Annotated in this window: 21 protein-coding genes; 4 read left to right on the forward strand and 17 right to left on the reverse strand. The window is 56.8% G+C overall.

The window, feature by feature from the left end:
• The first annotated feature begins 106 nt into the window (after positions 1-106).
• The 4 genes from IPM21_04930 to IPM21_04945 all read left to right on the forward strand — a co-directional run bounded on the left by IPM21_04930 (position 107) and on the right by IPM21_04945 (position 5,547).
• A complete protein-coding gene (locus tag IPM21_04930; protein MBK9163245.1) occupies positions 107-2,074 on the forward strand; it encodes a polysaccharide biosynthesis protein in 1,968 nt (655 codons plus the stop codon).
• Positions 2,075-2,084: 10 nt separating this feature from the next.
• Complete coding sequence (galE, locus tag IPM21_04935) at positions 2,085-3,065, forward strand: UDP-glucose 4-epimerase GalE (GenBank protein MBK9163246.1); 981 nt, start codon at positions 2,085-2,087, stop codon at positions 3,063-3,065.
• Positions 3,066-3,272: 207 nt separating this feature from the next.
• The gene (locus IPM21_04940) at positions 3,273-4,481 is read left to right on the forward strand and encodes an aminotransferase class I/II-fold pyridoxal phosphate-dependent enzyme (GenBank protein MBK9163247.1); all 1,209 of its coding nucleotides are present in this window, start codon (positions 3,273-3,275) and stop codon (positions 4,479-4,481) included.
• 91 nt (positions 4,482-4,572) lie between these two features.
• A complete protein-coding gene (locus IPM21_04945; GenBank protein MBK9163248.1) occupies positions 4,573-5,547 on the forward strand; it encodes a PDZ domain-containing protein in 975 nt (324 codons plus the stop codon).
• A 74-nt stretch (positions 5,548-5,621) separates the two neighbouring features.
• Here IPM21_04945 and IPM21_04950 read toward each other — a convergent pair whose 3' ends face one another.
• The 17 genes from IPM21_04950 to IPM21_05030 form a co-directional block, all read right to left on the reverse strand.
• Entirely contained in the window at positions 5,622-6,227 is a 606-nt protein-coding gene (locus IPM21_04950; GenBank protein MBK9163249.1) for a hypothetical protein, read from the reverse strand.
• A gap of 27 nt (positions 6,228-6,254) precedes the next feature.
• The gene (locus tag IPM21_04955; protein MBK9163250.1) at positions 6,255-7,343 is read right to left on the reverse strand and encodes a hypothetical protein; all 1,089 of its coding nucleotides are present in this window, start codon (positions 7,341-7,343) and stop codon (positions 6,255-6,257) included.
• Positions 7,304-7,627: a type II toxin-antitoxin system HicB family antitoxin gene (locus tag IPM21_04960; GenBank protein MBK9163251.1), complete on the reverse strand. Its 324-nt coding sequence runs from the start codon at positions 7,625-7,627 to the stop codon at positions 7,304-7,306. Before IPM21_04960 ends, IPM21_04955 begins: the two co-directional genes overlap by 40 nt.
• A 3-nt stretch (positions 7,628-7,630) precedes the next feature.
• The gene (locus IPM21_04965) at positions 7,631-7,897 is read right to left on the reverse strand and encodes a hypothetical protein (GenBank protein ID MBK9163252.1); all 267 of its coding nucleotides are present in this window, start codon (positions 7,895-7,897) and stop codon (positions 7,631-7,633) included.
• A 25-nt stretch (positions 7,898-7,922) separates the two neighbouring features.
• Positions 7,923-9,515 (reverse strand): FAD-dependent oxidoreductase, encoded by a 1,593-nt coding sequence (locus tag IPM21_04970; protein MBK9163253.1) that lies wholly within the window; start codon positions 9,513-9,515, stop codon positions 7,923-7,925.
• Positions 9,516-9,525: 10 nt separating this feature from the next.
• The gene (locus IPM21_04975) at positions 9,526-9,921 is read right to left on the reverse strand and encodes a GxxExxY protein (protein MBK9163254.1); all 396 of its coding nucleotides are present in this window, start codon (positions 9,919-9,921) and stop codon (positions 9,526-9,528) included.
• A 35-nt stretch (positions 9,922-9,956) separates the two neighbouring features.
• Positions 9,957-11,477 (reverse strand): polyamine aminopropyltransferase, encoded by a 1,521-nt coding sequence (locus IPM21_04980; GenBank protein ID MBK9163255.1) that lies wholly within the window; start codon positions 11,475-11,477, stop codon positions 9,957-9,959.
• Between the two features lie 88 nt (positions 11,478-11,565).
• Positions 11,566-11,802: a DUF350 domain-containing protein gene (locus IPM21_04985; protein ID MBK9163256.1), complete on the reverse strand. Its 237-nt coding sequence runs from the start codon at positions 11,800-11,802 to the stop codon at positions 11,566-11,568.
• A 21-nt stretch (positions 11,803-11,823) separates the two neighbouring features.
• Positions 11,824-11,973 carry a hypothetical protein gene (locus tag IPM21_04990; protein MBK9163257.1) on the reverse strand — a complete coding sequence of 50 codons (150 nt, stop codon included), beginning with the start codon at positions 11,971-11,973 and terminating at the stop codon, positions 11,824-11,826.
• A 6-nt stretch (positions 11,974-11,979) separates the two neighbouring features.
• The gene (locus IPM21_04995) at positions 11,980-13,917 is read right to left on the reverse strand and encodes a DUF4178 domain-containing protein (protein MBK9163258.1); all 1,938 of its coding nucleotides are present in this window, start codon (positions 13,915-13,917) and stop codon (positions 11,980-11,982) included.
• On the reverse strand, positions 13,914-14,306 hold the full coding sequence (locus IPM21_05000; GenBank protein ID MBK9163259.1) for an S-adenosylmethionine decarboxylase: 393 nt from the start codon (positions 14,304-14,306) through the stop codon (positions 13,914-13,916). The genes IPM21_04995 and IPM21_05000 overlap by 4 nt, the downstream gene beginning before the upstream one ends.
• 218 nt (positions 14,307-14,524) lie before the next feature.
• Positions 14,525-16,162, reverse strand: a complete 1,638-nt coding sequence (locus tag IPM21_05005; protein ID MBK9163260.1) for a GWxTD domain-containing protein — start codon at positions 16,160-16,162, stop codon at positions 14,525-14,527.
• 145 nt (positions 16,163-16,307) lie between these two features.
• Complete coding sequence (gene tatC / locus IPM21_05010; protein ID MBK9163261.1) at positions 16,308-17,366, reverse strand: twin-arginine translocase subunit TatC; 1,059 nt, start codon at positions 17,364-17,366, stop codon at positions 16,308-16,310.
• Positions 17,367-17,397: 31 nt separating this feature from the next.
• Entirely contained in the window at positions 17,398-17,820 is a 423-nt protein-coding gene (locus IPM21_05015) for a twin-arginine translocase TatA/TatE family subunit (GenBank protein MBK9163262.1), read from the reverse strand.
• Positions 17,821-17,834: 14 nt separating this feature from the next.
• Positions 17,835-18,854 carry a selenide, water dikinase SelD gene (gene selD, locus IPM21_05020; GenBank protein ID MBK9163263.1) on the reverse strand — a complete coding sequence of 340 codons (1,020 nt, stop codon included), beginning with the start codon at positions 18,852-18,854 and terminating at the stop codon, positions 17,835-17,837.
• Positions 18,855-18,904: 50 nt separating this feature from the next.
• Entirely contained in the window at positions 18,905-19,819 is a 915-nt protein-coding gene (locus IPM21_05025; protein MBK9163264.1) for a ParB/RepB/Spo0J family partition protein, read from the reverse strand.
• Positions 19,812-20,573: a ParA family protein gene (locus tag IPM21_05030; protein ID MBK9163265.1), complete on the reverse strand. Its 762-nt coding sequence runs from the start codon at positions 20,571-20,573 to the stop codon at positions 19,812-19,814. Before IPM21_05030 ends, IPM21_05025 begins: the two co-directional genes overlap by 8 nt.
• Positions 20,574-20,627 lie beyond the last annotated feature (54 nt).

A 20,627-nucleotide genomic window follows, 5' to 3' on the forward strand; every position in this document is an offset into this window, starting at 1 on the left:
CGGAGATACGTTTGCACCGATGTAACAAACCACGCCCCCGCGCTTGCGCCAAAGGGCTGAGCGCTTCAAAGTATTAGTATTCCCACCGTTTTATCGGGTTTTTAACGTGAAGGAGAACTATCGCGAACGATTATGGTATCTCCGGCGGCCGACGCAGGTGGCCGCCGATCTCGTCGTTATGACGATCGCGTTCTTCCTTGCTTATCTTCCCGCGATCAATATTCAGCTTGGTGAGTTTTATTTCAACACGGCCCTCAGCCAGCTTCCACTTGTAATCCTCGTCCAGTTCTCATCGCTTTTTCTGACCGGAGCCTATTCGATCCTTTGGCGTTATGTCAGCATCGAGGACCTAAAGGTCTTTATGTGGGCTGCGGCCATTTCGGGGGCGGTCCTAATAGTATTTCGATTTTCACTGAGCTTTGCCGAGTTTTCGCTTTGGCAGGTGCCGATTTCGGTGATACTGATCGACACGGTGCTCGCCTTTGGCGGCTTGCTGGCGTTGCGGATCAGCCGCCGTTTCGTTTATGAGCTTGGCGAGAAGCGAACGCTGCTCGTACCGCACCGGCGGATGAAACGAAAGCCGGCGCTCGTGGTCGGTGCCGGGCGAACCGGTGCCGCACTCGCAAAAGAGGTCGTTGGCCGCTCGGATTCGCGGCTTCTGCTTCGCGGTTTTGTTGACGACGACCGCCGCAAGCAAGGCGGCAGCGTAAGCGGAATCAAGATACTTGGAACGACCCACGACCTGCCGAAGCTCGTCGAAGAGCTTGATGTTCAAGAGGTCGTCATCGCCATCGACAAGGGAAACGGCAAAGACCTCCGCCGAATACTCGAGATCTGCCGTTCGATCCCGGTCAAGGCGCAGATGATCCCGAATCTCAATGAGATAGCCCAGGGCAAGATCTCGATAAACCGCATACGCGATGTTGAGATCGAGGACCTTCTCGGCCGCGACCCCGTGAAGCTGGACGAAAGCAACCTGCACGAATTTCTTTCCGGCAAGGTCATTATGGTGACCGGTGCAGGCGGCTCGATCGGCTCGGAGCTTGTCCGCCAGATCGCCCGGTTCAAGCCGCGTGAGATTTTGCTGGTCGAGCGGGCCGAGTTCAATCTTTTCACCATCGAGCGCGAGGCCCGGATCGACCTCCCCGAGCTTCGGACGCGGCCGCTGATTGCCGATGCCGGCGACGAGGCTCGGATGCGCGAGCTCTTTGACCGCCATCGCCCGGACGTCGTTTTTCATGCCGCTGCACATAAGCACGTGCCGATGATGGAAGCGAACCCGATCGAGGCGGTGACGAATAACATCTTCGCCACGCTCAATGTTGCTTCGCTCGCCGGTGAATTTGGAGCGAGCCATTTCGTGCTTATTTCGACCGACAAGGCCGTAAACCCGACCTCGGTCATGGGTGCTTCAAAGCGAGTTGCCGAGATCGTCGTTCAGGACCTAAGCCGCCGATTCAAGACCCGCTACACCTCGGTCCGCTTCGGCAATGTGCTCGGTTCGGCGGGCTCGGTCGTGCCCATCTTTCGCGAGCAGATCCGCCGCGGCGAGCCGATCACGGTAACGCATCCGGACATGACGCGTTACTTTATGACCATCCCTGAGGCCTCGCAGCTCGTGCTTCAGGCCGGGGCACTCGGCGAGGGCGGCGAGATATTTATCCTCGACATGGGCCAGCCGGTCCGCATAGTTGACCTGGCGGAGGAAATGATCCGGCTCTCGGGGCTCATTCCTTATGAGGAGATCGACATCGAATTTACCGGAACGCGGAAGGGCGAAAAGCTCTTTGAGGAACTCGAGATAACCGGCGAGAATCTGCTCAAAACGCGCCACCCGAAGATCTTCATCGGCAAGATCGCGGCCTATACTGAAGAGCAGGTCGCCGAGATCGTCGAACGCTTTCGGCATTCCGTCGAGCTTAGGAACGAGGCCGAGATCCGCAACGTTTTCGGAGCGGTTTTGCCGGAGGCTTCGCTGAGCGGAATTGATGTTGCCGAGCCCGCGCCGAAAGAAGACTCCGAACCCGGTAAGACCTTTGCGCAGCCCGGGAGCCTTGGCCTCGCCGGCAAGTGAAGTAGAAATCATGTCGATCCTCGTCACCGGTGGTGCCGGATATATCGGAAGCGTAACGGTCGAGGCCCTGCGGACACGAGGGCTTGAGGTCGTCGTTATCGACAATCTCGTTTACGGCCATCGCGAGGCGGTCGATGGATCAGTACCGTTTTATCAGGGCGAGATCGGCGATAAGGAACTTGTCGCTCGCATCATCTCGGAGCACGGCGTGACCGCCTGCATGCATTTTTCGGCATATGCCTACGTTGGCGAATCGGTCCAGCAGCCGCAGAAATATTTTCAAAACAACGTCCGCCAAACGCTCGACCTGCTCGACGCTCTGCTCGAACATGATGTGAAGCAGTTCGTTTTCTCCTCGACGTGCGCGACCTACGGCGAGCCGCAGTATACGCCCATCGACGAACTACACCCGCAGCAGCCGACCAACCCTTACGGCCGGACGAAGCTGATGGTCGAGCAGGTGCTTGAGACATATTCGGCGGCCTACGATTTTCGCTACGTCGCCCTGCGTTACTTCAACGCCTCAGGCGCGACCGAGACGCGCGGCGAAGATCACTTTCCTGAGACGCATCTGATCCCGCTTGTGCTTTTTGCTGCACAGGGAAAACTCTCACACGTCTCGGTCTTCGGCACTGATTACCCAACGCCCGACGGCACCGCGATCCGCGATTACATCCACGTCAGCGACCTCGCAGAGGCGCACCTGCTGGCGCTTGATCATCTCGGAAACGGCGGCAACTCAGACGCATTTAACCTTGGCAACGGCAGCGGCTTTTCGGTCAAAGAGGTGATCGTGGCCGCTCGGCGCGTGACCGAAAGCGAGATCAACGTGGCCAATGCACCGCGGCGGCCCGGCGACCCTTCAAAGCTGATCGCTAATGCCGAAAAGGCGACAAGCGTGCTCGGTTGGCAGCCGAAGATTTCCGGCATCGAAGAGATCATCGCATCGGCTTGGAAATGGCACACCACGCACCCTGAGGGTTACGAGTAGATCGCATATTGGTTACGTTGGCGAAAGAGTCAGTTCATAACTAGGCCTACCTTTGTTAACTTTTTGCGAAAGCTTTGTGACCTTTGTGGTTAAAGGGCACTTAAACACAAAGGCCGCAAAGGAATCGCACGAAGAGCACGAAGGGGCGGCGGTTAGGGCACTCGACCATCAAGCGCCCAAAACGTAATCTCGATTTCCATAAATTTTATGAGCACAGAACCACGCATCGTCAAGCCGCGCATTTCCGCAAAGGCTGCGAGCTTTACCGAATCGGTTATCCGCGAGATGAGCCGCGAGGCTGCCAAGTATGATGCCGTCAATCTTGGGCAGGGCTTTCCCGATTGGGCCGCTCCCGATGACATCAAGCAGAAGGCGATGGAGGCGATAGCCGCCGATCATAACCAGTATGCGATCACTTGGGGCGTAAAGCCCTTTCGCGATGCCATTGCGGCAAAGACCAAGTGGTTTCTCGGGCTTGATATCGACCCAGAGGAAGAGATCACCGTAACCTGCGGCTCGACCGAGGGAATGATCGCGGCGATGCTCGCAACCGTAAGCCCCGGCGACGAGGTGATACTTTTCGAGCCTTTCTACGAGAACTATGCGCCGGACGCCATTCTCTCCGACGCTGTGCCGGTCCACGTCCCGCTTTACCGCCGCGATGGCACCTTTACCTTTGACCGCGACGAACTCCGTGCGGCTTTCAGCGAGCGGACGAAGGCGATCATTATCTGCAACCCGAACAATCCGTCCGGCAAGGTCTTCACTCGCGAAGAGATGGGGTACATCGCCGGGCTCTGCCGCGAGTTTGACGCTCTCTGCTTTACGGACGAGATCTACGAGCACATTACCTTTGACGATCCCGCGACCGGCCGGCCCCGAGAGCACGTTTCGATGGCAACGCTGCCCGGCATGCGCGATCGGACCGTTGTTGTGAATTCGCTCTCGAAGACCTATTCGGTCACGGGCTGGCGCGTCGGTTACTGCATCGCCCCGCCGGATATATCCTCCGCCATCCGCAAGGTCCACGACTTTCTAACGGTTGGCGCTGCCAATCCGCTCCAACACGCCGGTGCATATGCGATGTCGCTGCCGCCGGAATACTACGAAGAGGTGCGGACCGAGTATCAACGCAAACGCGACTTCATTGTGCCGGTGCTCCGCGAGGCGGGCTTCGACTGCGACCCGCCCGAGGGCGCCTATTATGTAATGGCGGATATCGCGGGCTTTGGCTTTGCGAACGACGTGGAGTTTACGATGCACATGATCCGTAACGTCGGCGTCGCGGTCGTGCCGATGTCTTCGTTCTTTCGCGAATCGAGCGGCGGTAGCCAGATGGTCAGGTTCTGCTTCTGCAAACGCGACGAAACGCTCGAAGCCGCCGCCGAAAGGCTTATGACGCTTAAGAAGGGCTAGCCCGAGGCAACCTTTTTTTCGCGTTTCTGCAACAAAATTACTTTATGCGGTGTTTTCACATAGCAGTAGATTATTTGTGGAGGTTCTAGTTATGCAGAGATCTTTCGTTTTGCTCGTAGTTTTGGCTTTTGGCTCGGTTGCCCTTTCGGCGCAGACCCCGCCGCCGCGTCCACCTGAACCGCCGGCACCGCGTGTAATGACAATTTCGATGCCGTTTTCGGGCAGTTTTCTGGGCGTTGAGACGGCAGATGTCAGCAGCGAGAACTACGCGTCCCATGGGCTCAGTTCGGTCCGCGGCGTGGCGGTAAAGAAGGTGGTCGAGGGATCGCCCGCCGAATCGGCCGGCCTGCGTGCCGGAGATGTTATCGTACGTTTCAATGGCGACGAGGTAACAAGTGCTCGCAAGCTTACTCGCCTGATCGGCGAGGTCGCGCCCGACCACTCCGTTCGCCTGACCGTTGTCCGTGGAGGTTCGGAAACCGAGGTCACAGCAACCATCGGCAAGCGCCCGATGCCGCAGTTTGAGAATGGCCGCTTCCGCATTGCCATTCCGGACGGCGACGATTTCGAATTCCAGATGCCTGAACTGCCGGAGATCCCTAGGGTCGAGAACTTCCCAATGCCTCGCGGCGGCGATGGTGATGTGTTCGTCTTTCGCACGGGCGGCTCGCGGCAGATCGGAGTCGGCGTAACGCCGCTGACCAAGCAGCTTGCCGCACACTTTGGCGTTGAGAAGGGTGTGATGATCAACAACGTCCGCGAGGGCTCGCCGGCCGAAAAAGCCGGGCTTCGTGCCGGCGACATCATCGTCGCGATTGACGGCAAAGAGATCTCGAACGAGATGGAGGTCGTCCGCGGCATTTCGGCCAAGAAGGAAGGCGATGTCGAGCTCAGCATTGTCCGCGACCGCAGCCGGCAGACCATTCGCGTCGCGCCCGAGGCCGCAAAGGGCTATCCGGAGAACTTCTTCAGCGTTCCCGCTCCGCCGCGGGCTCCGCGAACTCCGGCAGCACCGGCAGCACCACGTCCGATGGGCGAGTTTTTCTTTCCCGGGCGGGTCGTCTAAAGGGTCCTGCATAAAACTTCGGCCTCTGCGTTCAGACATTGCGAACGCAGAGGCCGTTTAATTTTCATCGCCGACTACTGCCTTTCTTTTCTGACCGTGTCTTTGTAAAGATCGTTCGCCTCGCTGCTCCGGGCACGGGCGTCTTCCATTGTCTTTCGGTACTTTTCGGTCAGCTCGTCAAACTCTGCCTTCACCTTGTCGCGGGCGGCGCCGTCTTGGGGGTTGTAGTTGTCGCGAAGGGTTCGGGCGGCCTTGTGAAAGTTCTGAAATGCCTCGAGCTGCGATCTGAGTGCATCGATCTTTAGCTCAAGATAGCGTTCGTAGTCGGGGTTTATCTTCATCGCCCGGGCAGATTCGAGCTTGTCGATCGCATCTGCGGCCGTGTTCGTCCCCTCGTTAATTATCGTTACGATCTCGCCCGCAAGCCGCCGAACGTCCTCGGTATTGTTGGTCTCAAGTGCCTGCCTTATCTCAAGCCGCTTGCCTTCATTATCGCGGTAAAGGATCTTGATCTTGTTGAGGTCTTTGTTCGCTTCCTCTACTATTTTTCCCGCCTCGCCCGTTTCATCAAACGCAACTATGTCACCGAGCCCGCCCGAGCTTTTACATGCTCCGACCGAAACAACGGCAACGGCCATCCCAAGCAGAAGGAGTTTTTTTGTAAGCCAGGCACTGCTCATCAGCTTAAATTTAACACAAACGCCCGACTATCCACCCGTAACGGCCACGCCTGCATTTCCGCGCCGCCGCCAGATGAAGCCATCGAGTATGTAATGCGTCAATTGCGGCACCGCGAGCAGCGGGACGATCCACATCTTCCACTCGGCTACGTCCCAGTTCGCACCAAAAAGCCATGTCCGCTCGTGCCAGACGCCGCGGCTCCAGAAAAGCTCTTCAATATATGCGAGTGCCCAAAGCGTCGCGAGAAAAGCGAACCAGTTACTCGAAAGCCCGCGATAGACCGGCCCGGCAGTTTCCCGCCGCATCCGGGCGTACATATAGATCAGGGCGAAATAAGGCACGCCATGGATGATGACGTTGGTCACCGTAAAGGCGTAATCGGAATTGAAAAATACGATGCCGGCATACCAACAGATGGCGGTCGTCGCGACGACGATGTCTTTGCCGATATTAAGGAACCCCGCGGTCGCGTAAAGATAGATCGACTTGGCGAAATACGCCGCGAGGGCAAGTACGTATATAGGAAAGAGAACGTCCTCGACCACAGCGGGCAAGGCGAAGAAATCATTCTCGAGAAACCAATTGAAGTTTCGCGGGAGGCTCGTCATCCAAAAGGCGAGCGGGTAAAGCGTAGCAAGATAAACGGCCGTCGCATCGATAGCCCAGGTCCAACGCTCGCTCTCGCCGGCCTTTCGCCGATAGAGCGCGACCCACCCGTATTGCTGCCTGACAAAATGAAAGACCGCGATGATCGCAAGCGCCTTCCAGAAGATACGCTCGCCCTCAGAATAGAGCGCGACGCCGACCGCATAACCGAAGACCGGGACGAGCGTGTAGAGCCAGAAGCGGCGTTTGTATTCTTCGATGTCAAAATAAACCCGGAAGCTCGTCGACCAAACGTGGGCAACATCGATCAGCAGGATCGCCGTTATCCACGTCCACTCCGGCGAGGCCTCGTCGAGTATCCCAAGCTGCCAACCAACCGCAAGCAGCAAAAGCGACACGACCGCACTGCCAAGAAAGACCGTGAGGTCAATGCCGCGTGAGAAAAGCCAAGGCGTGCCGGTTGGCCTTGTCAGCCCTTCATTGCTTGCTGAAAGACTCGCTTGCTCCATTCATTGATGCTCTGTCCGCTCGCCGCGGCCGCATTCGCGATCTCGGCATGAAGCTCGGGCGTAAGCCTGAGGAGCAGCTTGCCGGAAAATTTCTTACGCGGCTCGTGGCCAGTTTTAGCGCAGACTTCGACGTAGTGCTCGACCGCGTCCTTCATCGCCCGTTTGAGCTCGCGGACCGACTTTCCCTCGAAGGTGACGATGTCATCAACCCCGAACAGCCTGCCCCAAAAGACCTCGTCATCAGCCGAATATTCTACCTTTGCCTTAAAGCCTTTATATTCCATCGGTCATTTCTCCGCGAGCCCGGCTCGCCGAAGCGCCTCGCTAAGCGAAGCAAGTTGATATCCCCGCACGGACTCTTGCGAGTTCAGCCAAGACAACACCAAAATCACTCCGCCCGGCAGTGCGAATGCCGTCTGCCCGCTTTCACCGCGGATACTCTTTGCACCTAGTGCTGTGAGCAACCGTTGCAGCTCGCCGAACTTGGCATCGGCCATCGCGGGCTCTGCTACGATCGTCCTCAGGAGTCTTTTTTGTTTCTCGGTCAGCGACATACGATAGCAGAAAATGATATCACACTCATTGGGCCTCGGCCGCTGCCCGTAGGCCATGAAAGAACGCTTCTTCGAACAATGCGATCCCGCTCAGGTCCGTGTGGGCAAAGTGTATATTGCGGTAGGGCCGCATCGCTTTCTGCCGCTCGCCGCCCCAGATGAAGCCCGTCCGCGGGCTGATCATCGCGTGGCCCCATCGCATTATATCGAGCCTTTCGGTCAGTTCCCAGATCTCCGGGTGCGCCCGCCCGATGTCGGTGAGCGCAACCTCGGCAAGCTCGCGCCACTCGTAATTGAAGAGCTTCGTCCGCCCATTCTCTTCGTGGCACATCGGGTAGTAATAGGTCCAAACGGTCGGGCCGTAGTCGATGCCCTTTTGGTGCGTCGCATTTACATAGCCGAGCGACGGACTTTCGTAAAGCACGTTGTCCCAGGCGAGCGGAAAATCGCGGGCAAACCGCGACCGCGGCCGATCCTTCATATGCAAATTGGCAACGAACCATGAGTTACTGTGAAACGCCGAAGCATCAAAAGGCCGGTCTTCGCTGAAGCCGCGAATGACGAAAGGTGCCGTAAAGACCGGCGAGGCAAAGATCACCTTTTCGCAGCGAAAGCCGCGGAGTTCGCCATCCGCCAAGCATATGACATCAGCACCGCCATCGCCGGGAACGATCGAAACGACCGCGTGCGAGGGCCGCAAATTCCCGCGCACTCGTTCGGCCATGTGCAGGACAAATCGCCCATTCCCCTCAGGAAACGTGATGAAGGGCTGCGATTCCTCGCCGCTCTTCCGCACTCGCGAACAGAAGTAAAATAGCCCGGCCCACGCCGACGTCTCCTCGAGCTTCAGCCCGTAGTCGTCGCGGCAGGCGTAGTCGCAATACCAAAAAAGTCTCTCGGAGGTAAAGCCCTCACGCCGAAGCCAGTCCCCGAACGAGATGCGGTCAAGCGCAGCAACCTCGGCGTCATCCGACCCAAGTGCCGCCGGCACGACAAACGCCCGTCGGCCGCGTGCATCGCGCCAATTGACCCAGGCGTTCATCTTTTCTTCGAACGCTGCAAGCTCCCGCTTGTCCGCCTCGCTTTCGCCGACGTGGAGATAGAGCCCCGGATACCATCGCCCCTTGTAAAACACTCGCTCCTCGGGCTCGCGGCAGAGGTATTGCTCTTTGACGATCAAGTCGCCCACATCGCTCCGGCTCTCGATGAGCGACATCTCATCAAGCAGCTCGATCAGCTCCGCATTCTCACGAAACGGCACCGGAAGATAATGCGCGCCCCATGGATATCCGACCGGCGAGCCCTCGCCTGAACGCGACGTCCCGCCCGCTTCCTTTTCAAGTTCGAGCACGACGAAGTCATTCCCGCCCTTTCGCTTCATCTGCCAAGCCGCCGCAAGCCCCGCCACTCCGGCGCCGACTATCGCGACCCGCACTTGCTGCCATTTATCCGCCGCAACCTCAAACACCCTTCCCTCGCGAAGCACATGCCCGAGCTGCCAATTCGCACCGACGATCTCGCCCTCCGGAAAAGCCCGCGGCGCGCTTCGCTCACACGCCGCCAAAGCGATCGGCGCTCCGAGGAAGGTCTTCAGCAATTCACGGCGGGTCAAGGTCACAACGGAATATTCAAACAGGATCTACAGGATGGTCAGGATCTTTTCGTTTATGCAATCTATAGTACTCGACGCGCGGGTTGCCAAAGTTAAGGAGCAATCCCGTTTCGATCCCGGTGGCATTCAGATAATTGATGACCTGAGCCTTATGTTCCGGAAGTAAACGCGAAACCGCTTTTAGCTCTATAAGCACTTTATCCTCGACAATAAGGTCGGCAAAGAAATCTCCGACTATGACGTTCCTAAACCTCACCTTCAAAGGAACTTGAGCATTTATGTTCAGACCTCTTTGTGCAAGCGCCACGATAAGAGCTTTTTCGTACACCGATTCCAGAAACCCCGCTCCGAGTTCATTGCTGACCTCGAAGCTCGCGTATATTATCGCACCCGTCAGTTCGTCGTCCACCATCCTGCTTATCCTGTCTATCCTGTTTGATATTGAATTTACTCAAACCTGCGCCATTCAACTTCGTAGTACCGGACGAGTGCCTGGTTATCGAGCCGATTGATCTCGATCTCTTCCGAGGGCATCGCCATATCGGCTGGAAAATCAAAGAGCGAAGCGAATGACGTTTCAGTCAGGAATTGGAACTCGACTCCCGTGCGTGGAACAGTTGGTCTTTCAAATGGCTGCATCTTGGCGAGTGCATAGCCCCAAACACCAAAACTCGGAACTGTTGTCTGAAACGGCTTGACCGTGAAACCGGAGGCCTCAAGCGTCTTGATGATCGACCAAAAGGACTTGCGGGCGTAAAGCGGCGAGGTGCATTGGATCACGACGGCCGCTTCGGGTTGAAGCCGTTCGCGGAGCAGTTTATAGAAGCGGGTCGAGTAAAGCTTGCCGAGGGCAAAGTTGTTCGGGTCGGGAAAATCGACTATTGCGATGTCAAAGGGCGGCGACTTTGCGTCATCAAGCCAAACGAACGCGTCGGCGTTGATAACGGAGACCCGCGGGTCTTCCATTGCATTGCGGTTAAGCTCTGCAAGCGCCGGAAGCTCTTTCGAGAGGCCCGTCATCAGCGGATCGAGATCGACCAGCGTAATGCTCTCGACCGACGGATATTTCAAGATCTCACGGACGGCCAGGCCATCGCCGCCGCCGAGCACAAGCACACGCCGCGGCTCGCCTTCGAACGCCGCAAAAGCAGGATGGACGAGGGCTTCGTGGTAGCGGTATTCGTCAAAGGAATTGAACTGCAGATTACCGTTCAGGAAGAGCGAATGCCCGAGCTTCCCGCGGGTGACGACTATCCGCTGATACGGCGAGCTTTTGGCGTAAACGATTTGGTCCGGAAAGAGCGCGTCCTCGGCCATGGTCGTCAGCGAGTCGGCCTTTATGAACCCGATCCCGAGCAAAACCAGAACGACGAAACCCTTAACGCGGAGCACGGTCAAGCGGCGACGGATCAGCGGCTCAAGCAGCCACGTGCCCCAGAGCCCAACCACCGCGTTGAGCATACCGAAGAGCAGCGACGTACGATTGAGCCCGAGCTTCGGAACGAGAAAGATCGGGAAAAGGAGGGCCGCGACGAGAGCACCGACGTAATCTAATGCCAGTACTCGCGAGACAAGGTCCTTGAAGTCGAGCTCATCTTTCAGGATCCGCATCAATAACGGTATCTCAAGCCCGACGAGAGCTCCGATGATGAAGACCATCGAATAGAGAATGACGGCGAAATAGGAAACGTTCGCGAAGGTGAGAAATAGCAGCGGTGCCGAAAACCCGCCGATCAACGCAACGGCAAGCTCGATGTCAACGAACTTTGTCGCAAGATCCTTCTCCAAAAAACCGGAAAGCCATGAGCCGACGCCCATGGCAAACAGGTAGATGCCAATGATGAGGGAAAACTGTGTGACCGAATCGCCGAGGACGTAGCTTGAGACCGTCGCGGCAAGAAGTTCGTAGATCAGCCCGCACGTGGCGATGATGACTACGTTAAGGAAAAGAAGCGGAATGCGTTTCATAAAAACGGAAAATGGATAAAGCCGAATGGAAGATGCGATTCGCCGCCGATGCTATCCATTTTCCATTCCCCGCTTTTCGCCTGCTTGGCTAACCGCTGATCGCTGCCGAAACGATGAGGGCGATGCCGAGTATCAGGGAGCCGATAACGATCGCCAATGCGGTGTTGTGGTCCTCCTCGATCTCTTTTCTGATCGAGAAGGGCGTAAGTTTATCCAGTGCAAAGAACGCGATAGCAAAAACGACAAGCCCGATGACGACAAAGATGATGGTCGTAACCAGGACCTCCACCAGTTGATCGAACTTGACCACAAGGGCCAACGGCATACTCAGGTCAAAAAGTGACATCTATTTTCCTCCACGAAATCCAGAATAAAAGAACGGCACGCCGAGCCGCGATTTGCTGCCCGAATTGGCAAGCTCCCAGCCGAACCAGGCGGCCGACGTGTAGAGTACAAGCACGAACATCCCGAATATTAAATAAAGTATTCTCGCCATATCAACCTATTCATCGTCGCTGCCGCTTGAGCCAAACATGCTCTCGCTCCAGCGTCGCGATTCAAAAGAAAGCTTTCTGACGATCCCGATCACCGGAACGATCAGAAGCACCAGCAACGCACAAAAGAAATTGACGCCGCGATTAACGCCCTGGGCAACGCTGACCGATATCGGCATTGACTGCTGCCAGTTCTGCCAGGTACCTTCGACCCGGAGAGTGTATCTACCGGCCGGCAATGATGAAACGGTCGCGTCTTGGAACTGATTGCCCTCAGTCCAGGCTCCGTCGCTGTCCGTGCCGCTGTAGTACTCGATCGGGATATTGACCGATTCGACCTCCAAGCTTTGGTCGTTGATCAGGTCAACGTCAAGATCAGCCCAGGAATTGCTGACCGGTGCGAACGCCCGGATGCGTACATTGCGGTTCGCCTTCAGCTCGAACTGCTGGCTGAAGATCGCCTGGGGCTGAGTTGCATTGGCCAGCGGCGGGATCTCCATCTTTTGGTTCAGAACGGTCGTCCCGGTGCCGGCGATCGGCAACATAAAGATGCCGACGATGATCAGCAAAAGCAGCGGCACTGCTCCCCATGTGTAATACCACGAACCGGTAAAAGGCTGGTTAGGTGCAACGCCCCAGGGCCGCGGCAGGTCTGAGATGCCAAAGATCTTCTCGATCTCCTCGTTGGTCATGTAAACGCCGGCCGACCAATTCATCTCGCCCGTCGTCATTTCCTGAGAAAGCATCAATGGGGCAGAAACATAATCGACCGCCCGGACGCGCTCGCCCTGTTCCACTCGCCAATAGAACTCGCCGTCAACGTAACGAACGAATGCCTGCGCATCCTGAAAGATCTTGAAAGTCTGCCCGTTGTAGCGTGAGGTCACTCCCTTGCCGATGTTGGCCGGCATCTCGACCTCGGCCGGGTTGACCGGCTCAACGAAATTCCAATGGTTATCCGAGTGGACAAGCCAGCGGAAGCCGACCATCGGGTTATAGAGCAGATACTCGTGCCAATAATAGGTCGTGCCGTCAATGGTGACGCTGCGGACCATGCGGCCGATGATGCGAAACTTGACGTCGCCAGGAAAATTTCCTTCCTGTCCGACCTTGAGCAGAAACTGATCGGAAGTCGGGCAGGGTTCGAGGGCCTTGAAATATTTGAGGTTTCCTTGGTTTACATCCAGCAGCGAAGAGCAGTTTGGGCAGGAAACACGCTCGGCCTTGTCCGGAGCCGTAAGCGAAAGCGGGCCTCCGCAGTTCGGGCAGCCCATCGCTCCCGCGGTCGTCCGCCGTGCCTCTCGCTGAGCGGGCCGTGCGTCGCCGAGCCCGATCTCTTCGAGCGTCACCTGATGCCCAAGAAAGACCCAGGGCGGCGACATACTGTAGTCGATGGTCGCAAACTGGCTGTTCTGTCCGCTCAGGTCGGCATACCGCGACTGCTCATTCGGGACGAGCTGATAGGGGATCTCGCCGTCTGCCGCGACGGCCGTTGCGACGCCTTTCTCGAGCACCATCAGCGGCCCGTCCGAGGGAATCTGCGGTACGTATTTTCCAACCTCGATCTCGTCGTACCCGGGTATCGCCTTGCCTTCCGGAATCGGCTGAAAAAAGGTCATGTAGAAGCGCCCTTGCGCTTCCGCAAGCCAACCGACCCAGCCATTTGAGAATGTCGCGTACCACTCATCCCAGAAACCGCCAAGCTCGTGCTTGAGTTGGGCTCGTCCTGTCAGCTCAAATCTGTTTCCTTTGAACTCGCCCTTGAGTCCGAGCTTGAGCGGTGACTGCGAATCGGCGATCTCCGCGACCTTGCCAAGATCCTCGAGCTTGCGGTCTGTCCGTGCTATCGCCGAGCGGCAATACGGACAAACGAGCACGATCGTCGAGCCCTTTTTGAACTCGATCGGCGCGGCACACGAAGGGCAATTTGCGGCAAGCACGCTCATTCTCCACCTCCGGCTGATCGTGTCATTGGGTCAGCATCGTCTGTCATAGCGGTACCGCGTTCGATCTTCGTTATCGTCACATTCACAGCCGCGATCGAAGCCTTAAGCTCCGCCTCCCAGTTCCACTCTGGCCGCGTTCTGCAGCAATATAGATTGAACGTCGCGGTTCCGTATTCGGGATAGGTGTGGCAGGCGAGGTGCGATTCCGTCAGGGCGATCAGGCCTGTAACTCCGCCCTCGCCGGGAAACTTGTGCCAGACGGTTCCGATCGACTTCAGCTCAAGGCCGGCGATAACGCGCCCGAGTACATGGCGAAGCAAAGCTTCGTCCCGCAAGCGTTCGGGATCGCATCCCTCAGCTTCAATAAGCCATTCCGTTCCGACGATCATCAGGGTTTTGACAAGGTGGTGCGGCTTCCTTCCGGTCGGTGGCCGCGGCAAACTTTATCGAACTCGGGCGGTGTGAGTCGCCGCCGTTCCCAATTCGTGAAAAAAATATAACGCATTCTGCCCGCAATGTCACCAACACCCGGCATCGCCAGCGGAGAAAAAAAACGGCCCCGGAGTTTTGCCGGAGCCGTTTTCGTTATCGTTCGAGGCGGCATTCGCTAATCAATGATGCGAAACTTGCCTTTGTTCTCCACGACCTGCTGGCTGACCTTGTCCGTGGTCAAGACCTTGATCTCGTAATCGCCGGTCTCAAGGCCGATGGTCGGCAGCAGCCTGGCGAGCGTCAAACGCTGGCCTGAATCGGAAAGCCCTTCCCAATTCTCCGGTTGGCGAAATACCTCTTTGCCGCCTTTGGTCAAGATGTACTCAACCGAAACCGCTGGTCGGAGCGTCGTCTGGTCGATGCCGGCATTATATACCTGCATATAAACACCGACGTCCTGGCCCTTCTTGTAAACGCCTTCGAGATTCGGGATCACCTTCGCATTGCCGATAACGAACATCGCGCCGATGTCGCGTTCCTCGGTCGGGCGAAGGGTCGAGGCAAGCACGAGCGTCGAGGTCGAAAGCGCCTTGTCGTCGTAACGCGGAACCGTGAAGCCCTGATTGATGATGCCGCGGTTGCCGGTGGCAACATCGCGGACGACCACATCGACCTTGTAGGTTCCCGGCGTCAGCGTGTATGCCTTTTGGTAGATCGACTTGCGCTCCCGCATCGTCGCAAGCTCTTCTCGCGTCGCATAGGTCGTCACAGCATCTTCAAAGATGCCAGATCGTTTTCCCGAAACGGCGATGATGCGCCCAAGGATATTTAGCCGGGCGGTTTCAACCCCGCCTTGATTCTCAAACTGCAGTTCACTGTTCGGGGTCTGAACTGTAAACGTAACGATCACACGGTCGGCGGATTGCCGAAAGAAGTCCACACGAAGATCGAAATTGAGAGGGTTGTTGTCGAGGACGACATCGCCGCCCGTAATTCCGTCAAGCATATCGCTAAACTTAACTGAAGGCGGACGTTGCAGGGCTGTAAGGACTTCAAGCCTCCGGAATGGCATATCCTGCTCACGTGTGTAAGTGTTGTTCGCATTGATCCCGGAGATTCGATCGGCCTTGCTCGAAAGGCCAAGCGATTCAGAAAGCGTTAACCCAGCACCTGGAACAAACAAAAGGGCGTCCTTTTCGTTGGCGTTGCGAGCAAGGCGATATTCTCCCGTTCCCGTTGGATCGACAAACTCTATCTCGACACCGTCACCAACACCGTCAAGGTAACGGTAAAACCAGATCTCAAAAGGATAGGTAGTCGTTGTTCCGCCGCCTTCGTAAGCCGGTCGGTCGTAGGCGCCGCCCGCGGGTCGCGATTCGATGGAATCCGGCTTGCCCCATGCGATGTATATACGGCCGCGGTCGGTACGCCAACCCGGTATGCCCGACGTGAAGCGTTCGTTAGCGTACGCGATCCGCTCGTAATACTCCTCGCGAAACTCATTCTCTTCGGTGTCCGGGTTCGGGTCACGCCGACGCCAGAAATTCTCGATAAAATTCTCGCGTTCTTCGTCGGTCTGAAGCGCTTGAAACGCTCGCCTTTCTTCCTTCGTAATGATGTACGGAACGTCCTGGTCGAGCCAACGCTTGTAAGCCTCTTTCAACTCAGGCTTGACATTGCGCGAACGCTCCGTCGGATCCTGATTTGGCCGATTCTTATCGTTCTTATCACGCTGGGCCGAGACCGGAACGCTCGCCGCCAGCATCAACGCGGCGGCCAGAAATACAAAACGAACAAAATAGTTCTTCGTCATAAAAACTGCTCCTAAACTTCAGACGGTAGACACAAAGGTAACCCGAAGAAATGGGTAAATTTCCCTATTCTAGATTTTAGACAGTTATCCCCGCTTGTTCAAGATGCTCAAAGCCCTATTTTGGGTTGCTTTCGGTAGTGTCAGTTCAAGCGGCAGGGCGCTCGTGCTGCCGCTCTTTGCCGAATGCCCACGCGATAAAGATGGAAAAGACGTAAAGAGCGATCATCGGCGAGGCGAAAAGTGCGAGATTTACGGCGTCGCCGGTCGGCGAGATGACGGCGGCAACTATCAGGATCACGACCAAGGCGATCTTCCAACTTTTCAGCATCAACCGCGGAGTGATAAGCCCGATGCGGGCAAGGACGTAGGCAATGGCCGGCATCTGAAAGATAACGCCCATCGCGAGCATTATCAGCGTGATCAGATCGAAATAGTCAGTTGCTCTTAGCAACAGCCTGAAATCCGACCCGAGCCCGAGCAGATACCTCGCCGCCGGCGGAAATAGAATGTAGTACGCAAAAGCCGCTCCCGCAACAAAGGCAACGGACGAGAGTAAAATGAACGGCGTTACATAGGACTTTTCGTGCTGATAGAGCGCCGGCGAGATAAAACCCCAGATCTGCAAAAGCAAGAACGGCACCGAAAGGGCGATCGCCGCATAGAGCGAAACCGTTACATAAAGCGTAAAGGGCTCCTGCGCGGTCGTGACGATCATCCGCTCATCGGCCGCCATCTCGGGCACCGCATCGGGCGCCAGATCGACCGGTAAAAGCACGCCGGCCGGAATAACGGCGTTTATGGTATAGATCGGCTCGTCGGTAAAAAGCCCGATCTTGCCTTCGGCATTTTGTCCGACCACGGCCCGCACCGAAGTTCCGGGTTGAACCACGCTGACCCCAAGAGTTGTTGCACGGTCAAAAACGTAGCGGCCGCTGTCACCGGGCTTCAGCGATGAAAGCGGAAGTATTCGCTCCTCGCCCGTCCGCCCCTCGACCGGTAGCTCACGCCGCTCGGCCTCGGAGAGCGCCTTGCGGATCGGCACACTCAGAAAATCATAGATATTGTCGGCAAAGACGAAGCAGAAGATGAATGCGAAGATGATAAAAACGACCGAACGGACGATGCGCTTCCGGAGCTCATCGAGATGGTCCAGAAACGACATCTCGTGCGCCGGCCCATTCATTCTGTTCTCGATCTGCTTCATCTAATGGGTAAGCCCTTGGCGTCGTTCCGGTTCAGAGCCAGTTTCGTTTGTCGAGTTCGTTCGCGTCGTCAACGTCCACGGCATCAGGGGCAGGCTCGGCCGCAGCTTCTTCGGGCTGAGTCTCCCGCTGAAAAGAACTCGCGTCAACCTCTCTTATCGCCGGGGCCTCGATGGCATTTGCCTCGCGTGGCGGAGCGATCCGCGGCTCGCTCTTTTTCTCTTTTGCCTCGGCCTCGATCGCATCAAGGTCAAACGCCTTCACCTCGCTCTCAAGGTCAACCTCGCGTTCCCAGGTCGATCGGAATTCGCCCGCCGTATTGCGAAGGTCGGCCATCATCTTGCCGATCTTGCGGGCATACTCCGGCAACTTCCGCGGACCGAGAAAAATGAGCGCAACGAGCCCGATGAGGATCAGTTCCTGTGTTCCGATAGACTGGAAAATGAACAACAGCACAAGAAAAACTCCGGCTAAACGACCTCGATCAGCTTGCCGCCGAGCGGCCCGACCCTTCCAATAATATGCGAGCCGGCAACGGTGGCTACATATTCCTCCGCCCGCTCTACGGGCAGGCTTATTAGCAAACCGCCCGCGGTTTGCGGGTCAAAAAGTGCGCTTTGCATAAGGCCCGAAACCGACGTATCAAACTTGATTGTATCACCTACATAAACGCGATTGTTGCGGTCGCCGCGGGTCAGCATTCCTTGCTCGATCAACTCGAGCGTTGCGGGCAGCAGCGGCACGGCCAACGACTCGATTGTAAATGTAACACCGCTCGCCTTTGCCATCTCGTAAGCATGGCCGAGAAGTCCGAAACCGGTAACATCCGTACAGCCATTTGCGCCGATCTCCATCATTGCTTTAGACGCAGCGGCGGCCGATGTGGTCATCGCCGAAATGCATGCGTCCATCGATTCCTGGCTCGCCACGCCGCGTTTCACAGCCGTATTGATCGCACCGGTCCCGATCGGTTTGGTCAGGATGAGAGCATCGCCCGGCATCGCTCCCGCATTAGTTACCACCTTGTCCGGATGCACAAAGCCCGTTACGGCATAGCCGAACTTCATTTCCTGGTCGTCGACCGAGTGGCCGCCGATCACGACGACGCCGGCCTCGTTCATCGCGAGCTGCCCGCCGAGCAATATCTCCCCAAGTACGTCCCAATCGCCCTTCTGCGGGTAACACACCACCGAAAGTGCCGTCACTGGACGCCCGCCCATCGCGTAAACGTCGTTCAGGGAGTTGATCGCCGCAACGCGGCCGTAGATCACCGGATCATCGGCAACGGGCGTGAAAAAATCGACCGTTTGGACAAGCGCAAGGTCGTCCGAAACGCGAAAAACTCCCGCGTCGTCGGAATTCTCGAAACCGACGATCACATTTTCGCTTGGTTGTAACGGAAGTTTGCTCAAAACTTGAGCAAGGTCGCCAGGGGCGAGTTTGGCCACTCAACCCGCACAGGAAACCATTTCCGTCAAACGCTTGGTCATCGGTTCGTCATTCCTCCTTTCGAAATTTATAAGCCCAGTGCCTGCCACACTTACACCGATCCGGCCGTCTTATCCTTTTCACCCGTCAGTATCGAATAGAGCCGGTTAAGGTCGTCCGAATTGTAGTATTCGATCTCTATCTTGCCCGCATTTCCTTTGCCGCTCGGGCGGATCTTTACGTTCGTCGCCAATGCCCGCATGAGCTTTGTTTCTGCGTGCCGGACGTTCGGGTCGCCCGTTTGGGTAACCTGTGTCTTTGCAGCAGTTACGCTGCTTGTATCGGCTGCCGCTCGCTTGATGGTCCGCTCCGCCTCGCGAACGGACATTTGCTTCTCGATTATTGCACGTGCGGTTCGCACTTGAATCGCTTTGTCATCTGTGAGAAGGAGCGCTCGGCCGTGGCCGGCGGTTAACTTGCCTTCTTCGATCAGCTTTTGGATCTCGTCCGGCAGCTTCAAAAGCCGCATTGAGGTGGCGATCAGCGAACGCTCTTTGCCAACCCGCCCGGACAGTTCCTCTTGCGTAAGTCCAATCGTATCAATGAGTTTGCGGAACGCGTTTGCCTCTTCGATGGGGTTCAGTTCTTCCCGCTGGATGTTTTCGATAAGTGCGATCTCAAGGATCTTGTCATCTGAGACCTCCTTGATCACGACCGGGACTTTGTGCAAACCGGCACGCTGAGCAGCCCGCCAACGCCGCTCGCCGGCAACGATCTGATATCGATTACCGACACGCCGGACGACGATCGGCTGTACGATCCCGTTTGCCGCGATCGAGCTCGCGAGCTCATCGAGCGCCTTGCCGTCAAAGCGGGTCCGCGGTTGCTGAGGATTGCCCGAGATACGCGAAACATCGATCTCCTTGACGGTGCCCGACGCTTCAGCCGCCTCGGCAATCGCCGCAGGGCTCTCGGCTGGCTCGCCGAGCAGAGCGCTGAGTCCTCGGCCTAGAGGTTTTCTAGCCATGTTCGATTATCTCCTTCGTCAGTTGAAAATAGCTCTCGGCGCCTCGCGACTTCGAGTCGTAAAGCAGGATCGGCTTTCCAAAGCTCGGAGCCTCAGCAAGCCGGACATTTCGCGGGATCACCGTCCGAAGCACCTGCGGTCCGTAAAAATCTCTCAGATCCTTCGCCACCGCAGCGGAAAGATTCGTCCGCTCGTCAAACATCGTCAGGAGCAGACCTTCGATCTTGAGGCCGGGGTTCAACTCCCGTTTGAGCCGTGAAAGCGTCTCAAAAAGCTCAGTAACCCCCTCAAGCGCGAAATATTCGGTCTGTATCGGTACGAGCAGCGAATCCGCGGCCGTGAGCCCGTTTACGGTCAGAATGCCGAGCGACGGCGGGCAATCGATGATTATGTAATGAAAATACTCGCGGATCGATTCAAGCAGGCCTTTGAGAATCTTTGCCCGATTCTTATCATCTGCGAATTCTATCTCAATGCCGGCCAGGTTCTTGTGCGAGGGCAAAACCCAGAGCGTGTCGATCTCTGTCGGGACGACCAGGTCGCGGACGGAATCGCCGGATATCATCGCATCGTAGAGCGAACGGCGGCTCGGGAGTTTCTCGATGCCGGCGCCTGAGGTCGCATTTCCCTGGGGGTCGGCGTCAACGAGCAGCACCTTTTTGCCCTCGAGCGCCAACCCCGCCGCGAGGTTTATCGCGGTCGTGGTCTTACCGACACCGCCTTTTTGATTGGCGATCGCAATGATCTTTCCCATTTTTAGCGAATATTGAGCACTTTTAGGGAATTTTTGCCCGAAAAAGCTCGTGTA

It is taken from the genome of Acidobacteriota bacterium, from assembly GCA_016716435.1.
GTDB lineage: Bacteria > Acidobacteriota > Blastocatellia > Pyrinomonadales > Pyrinomonadaceae > OLB17.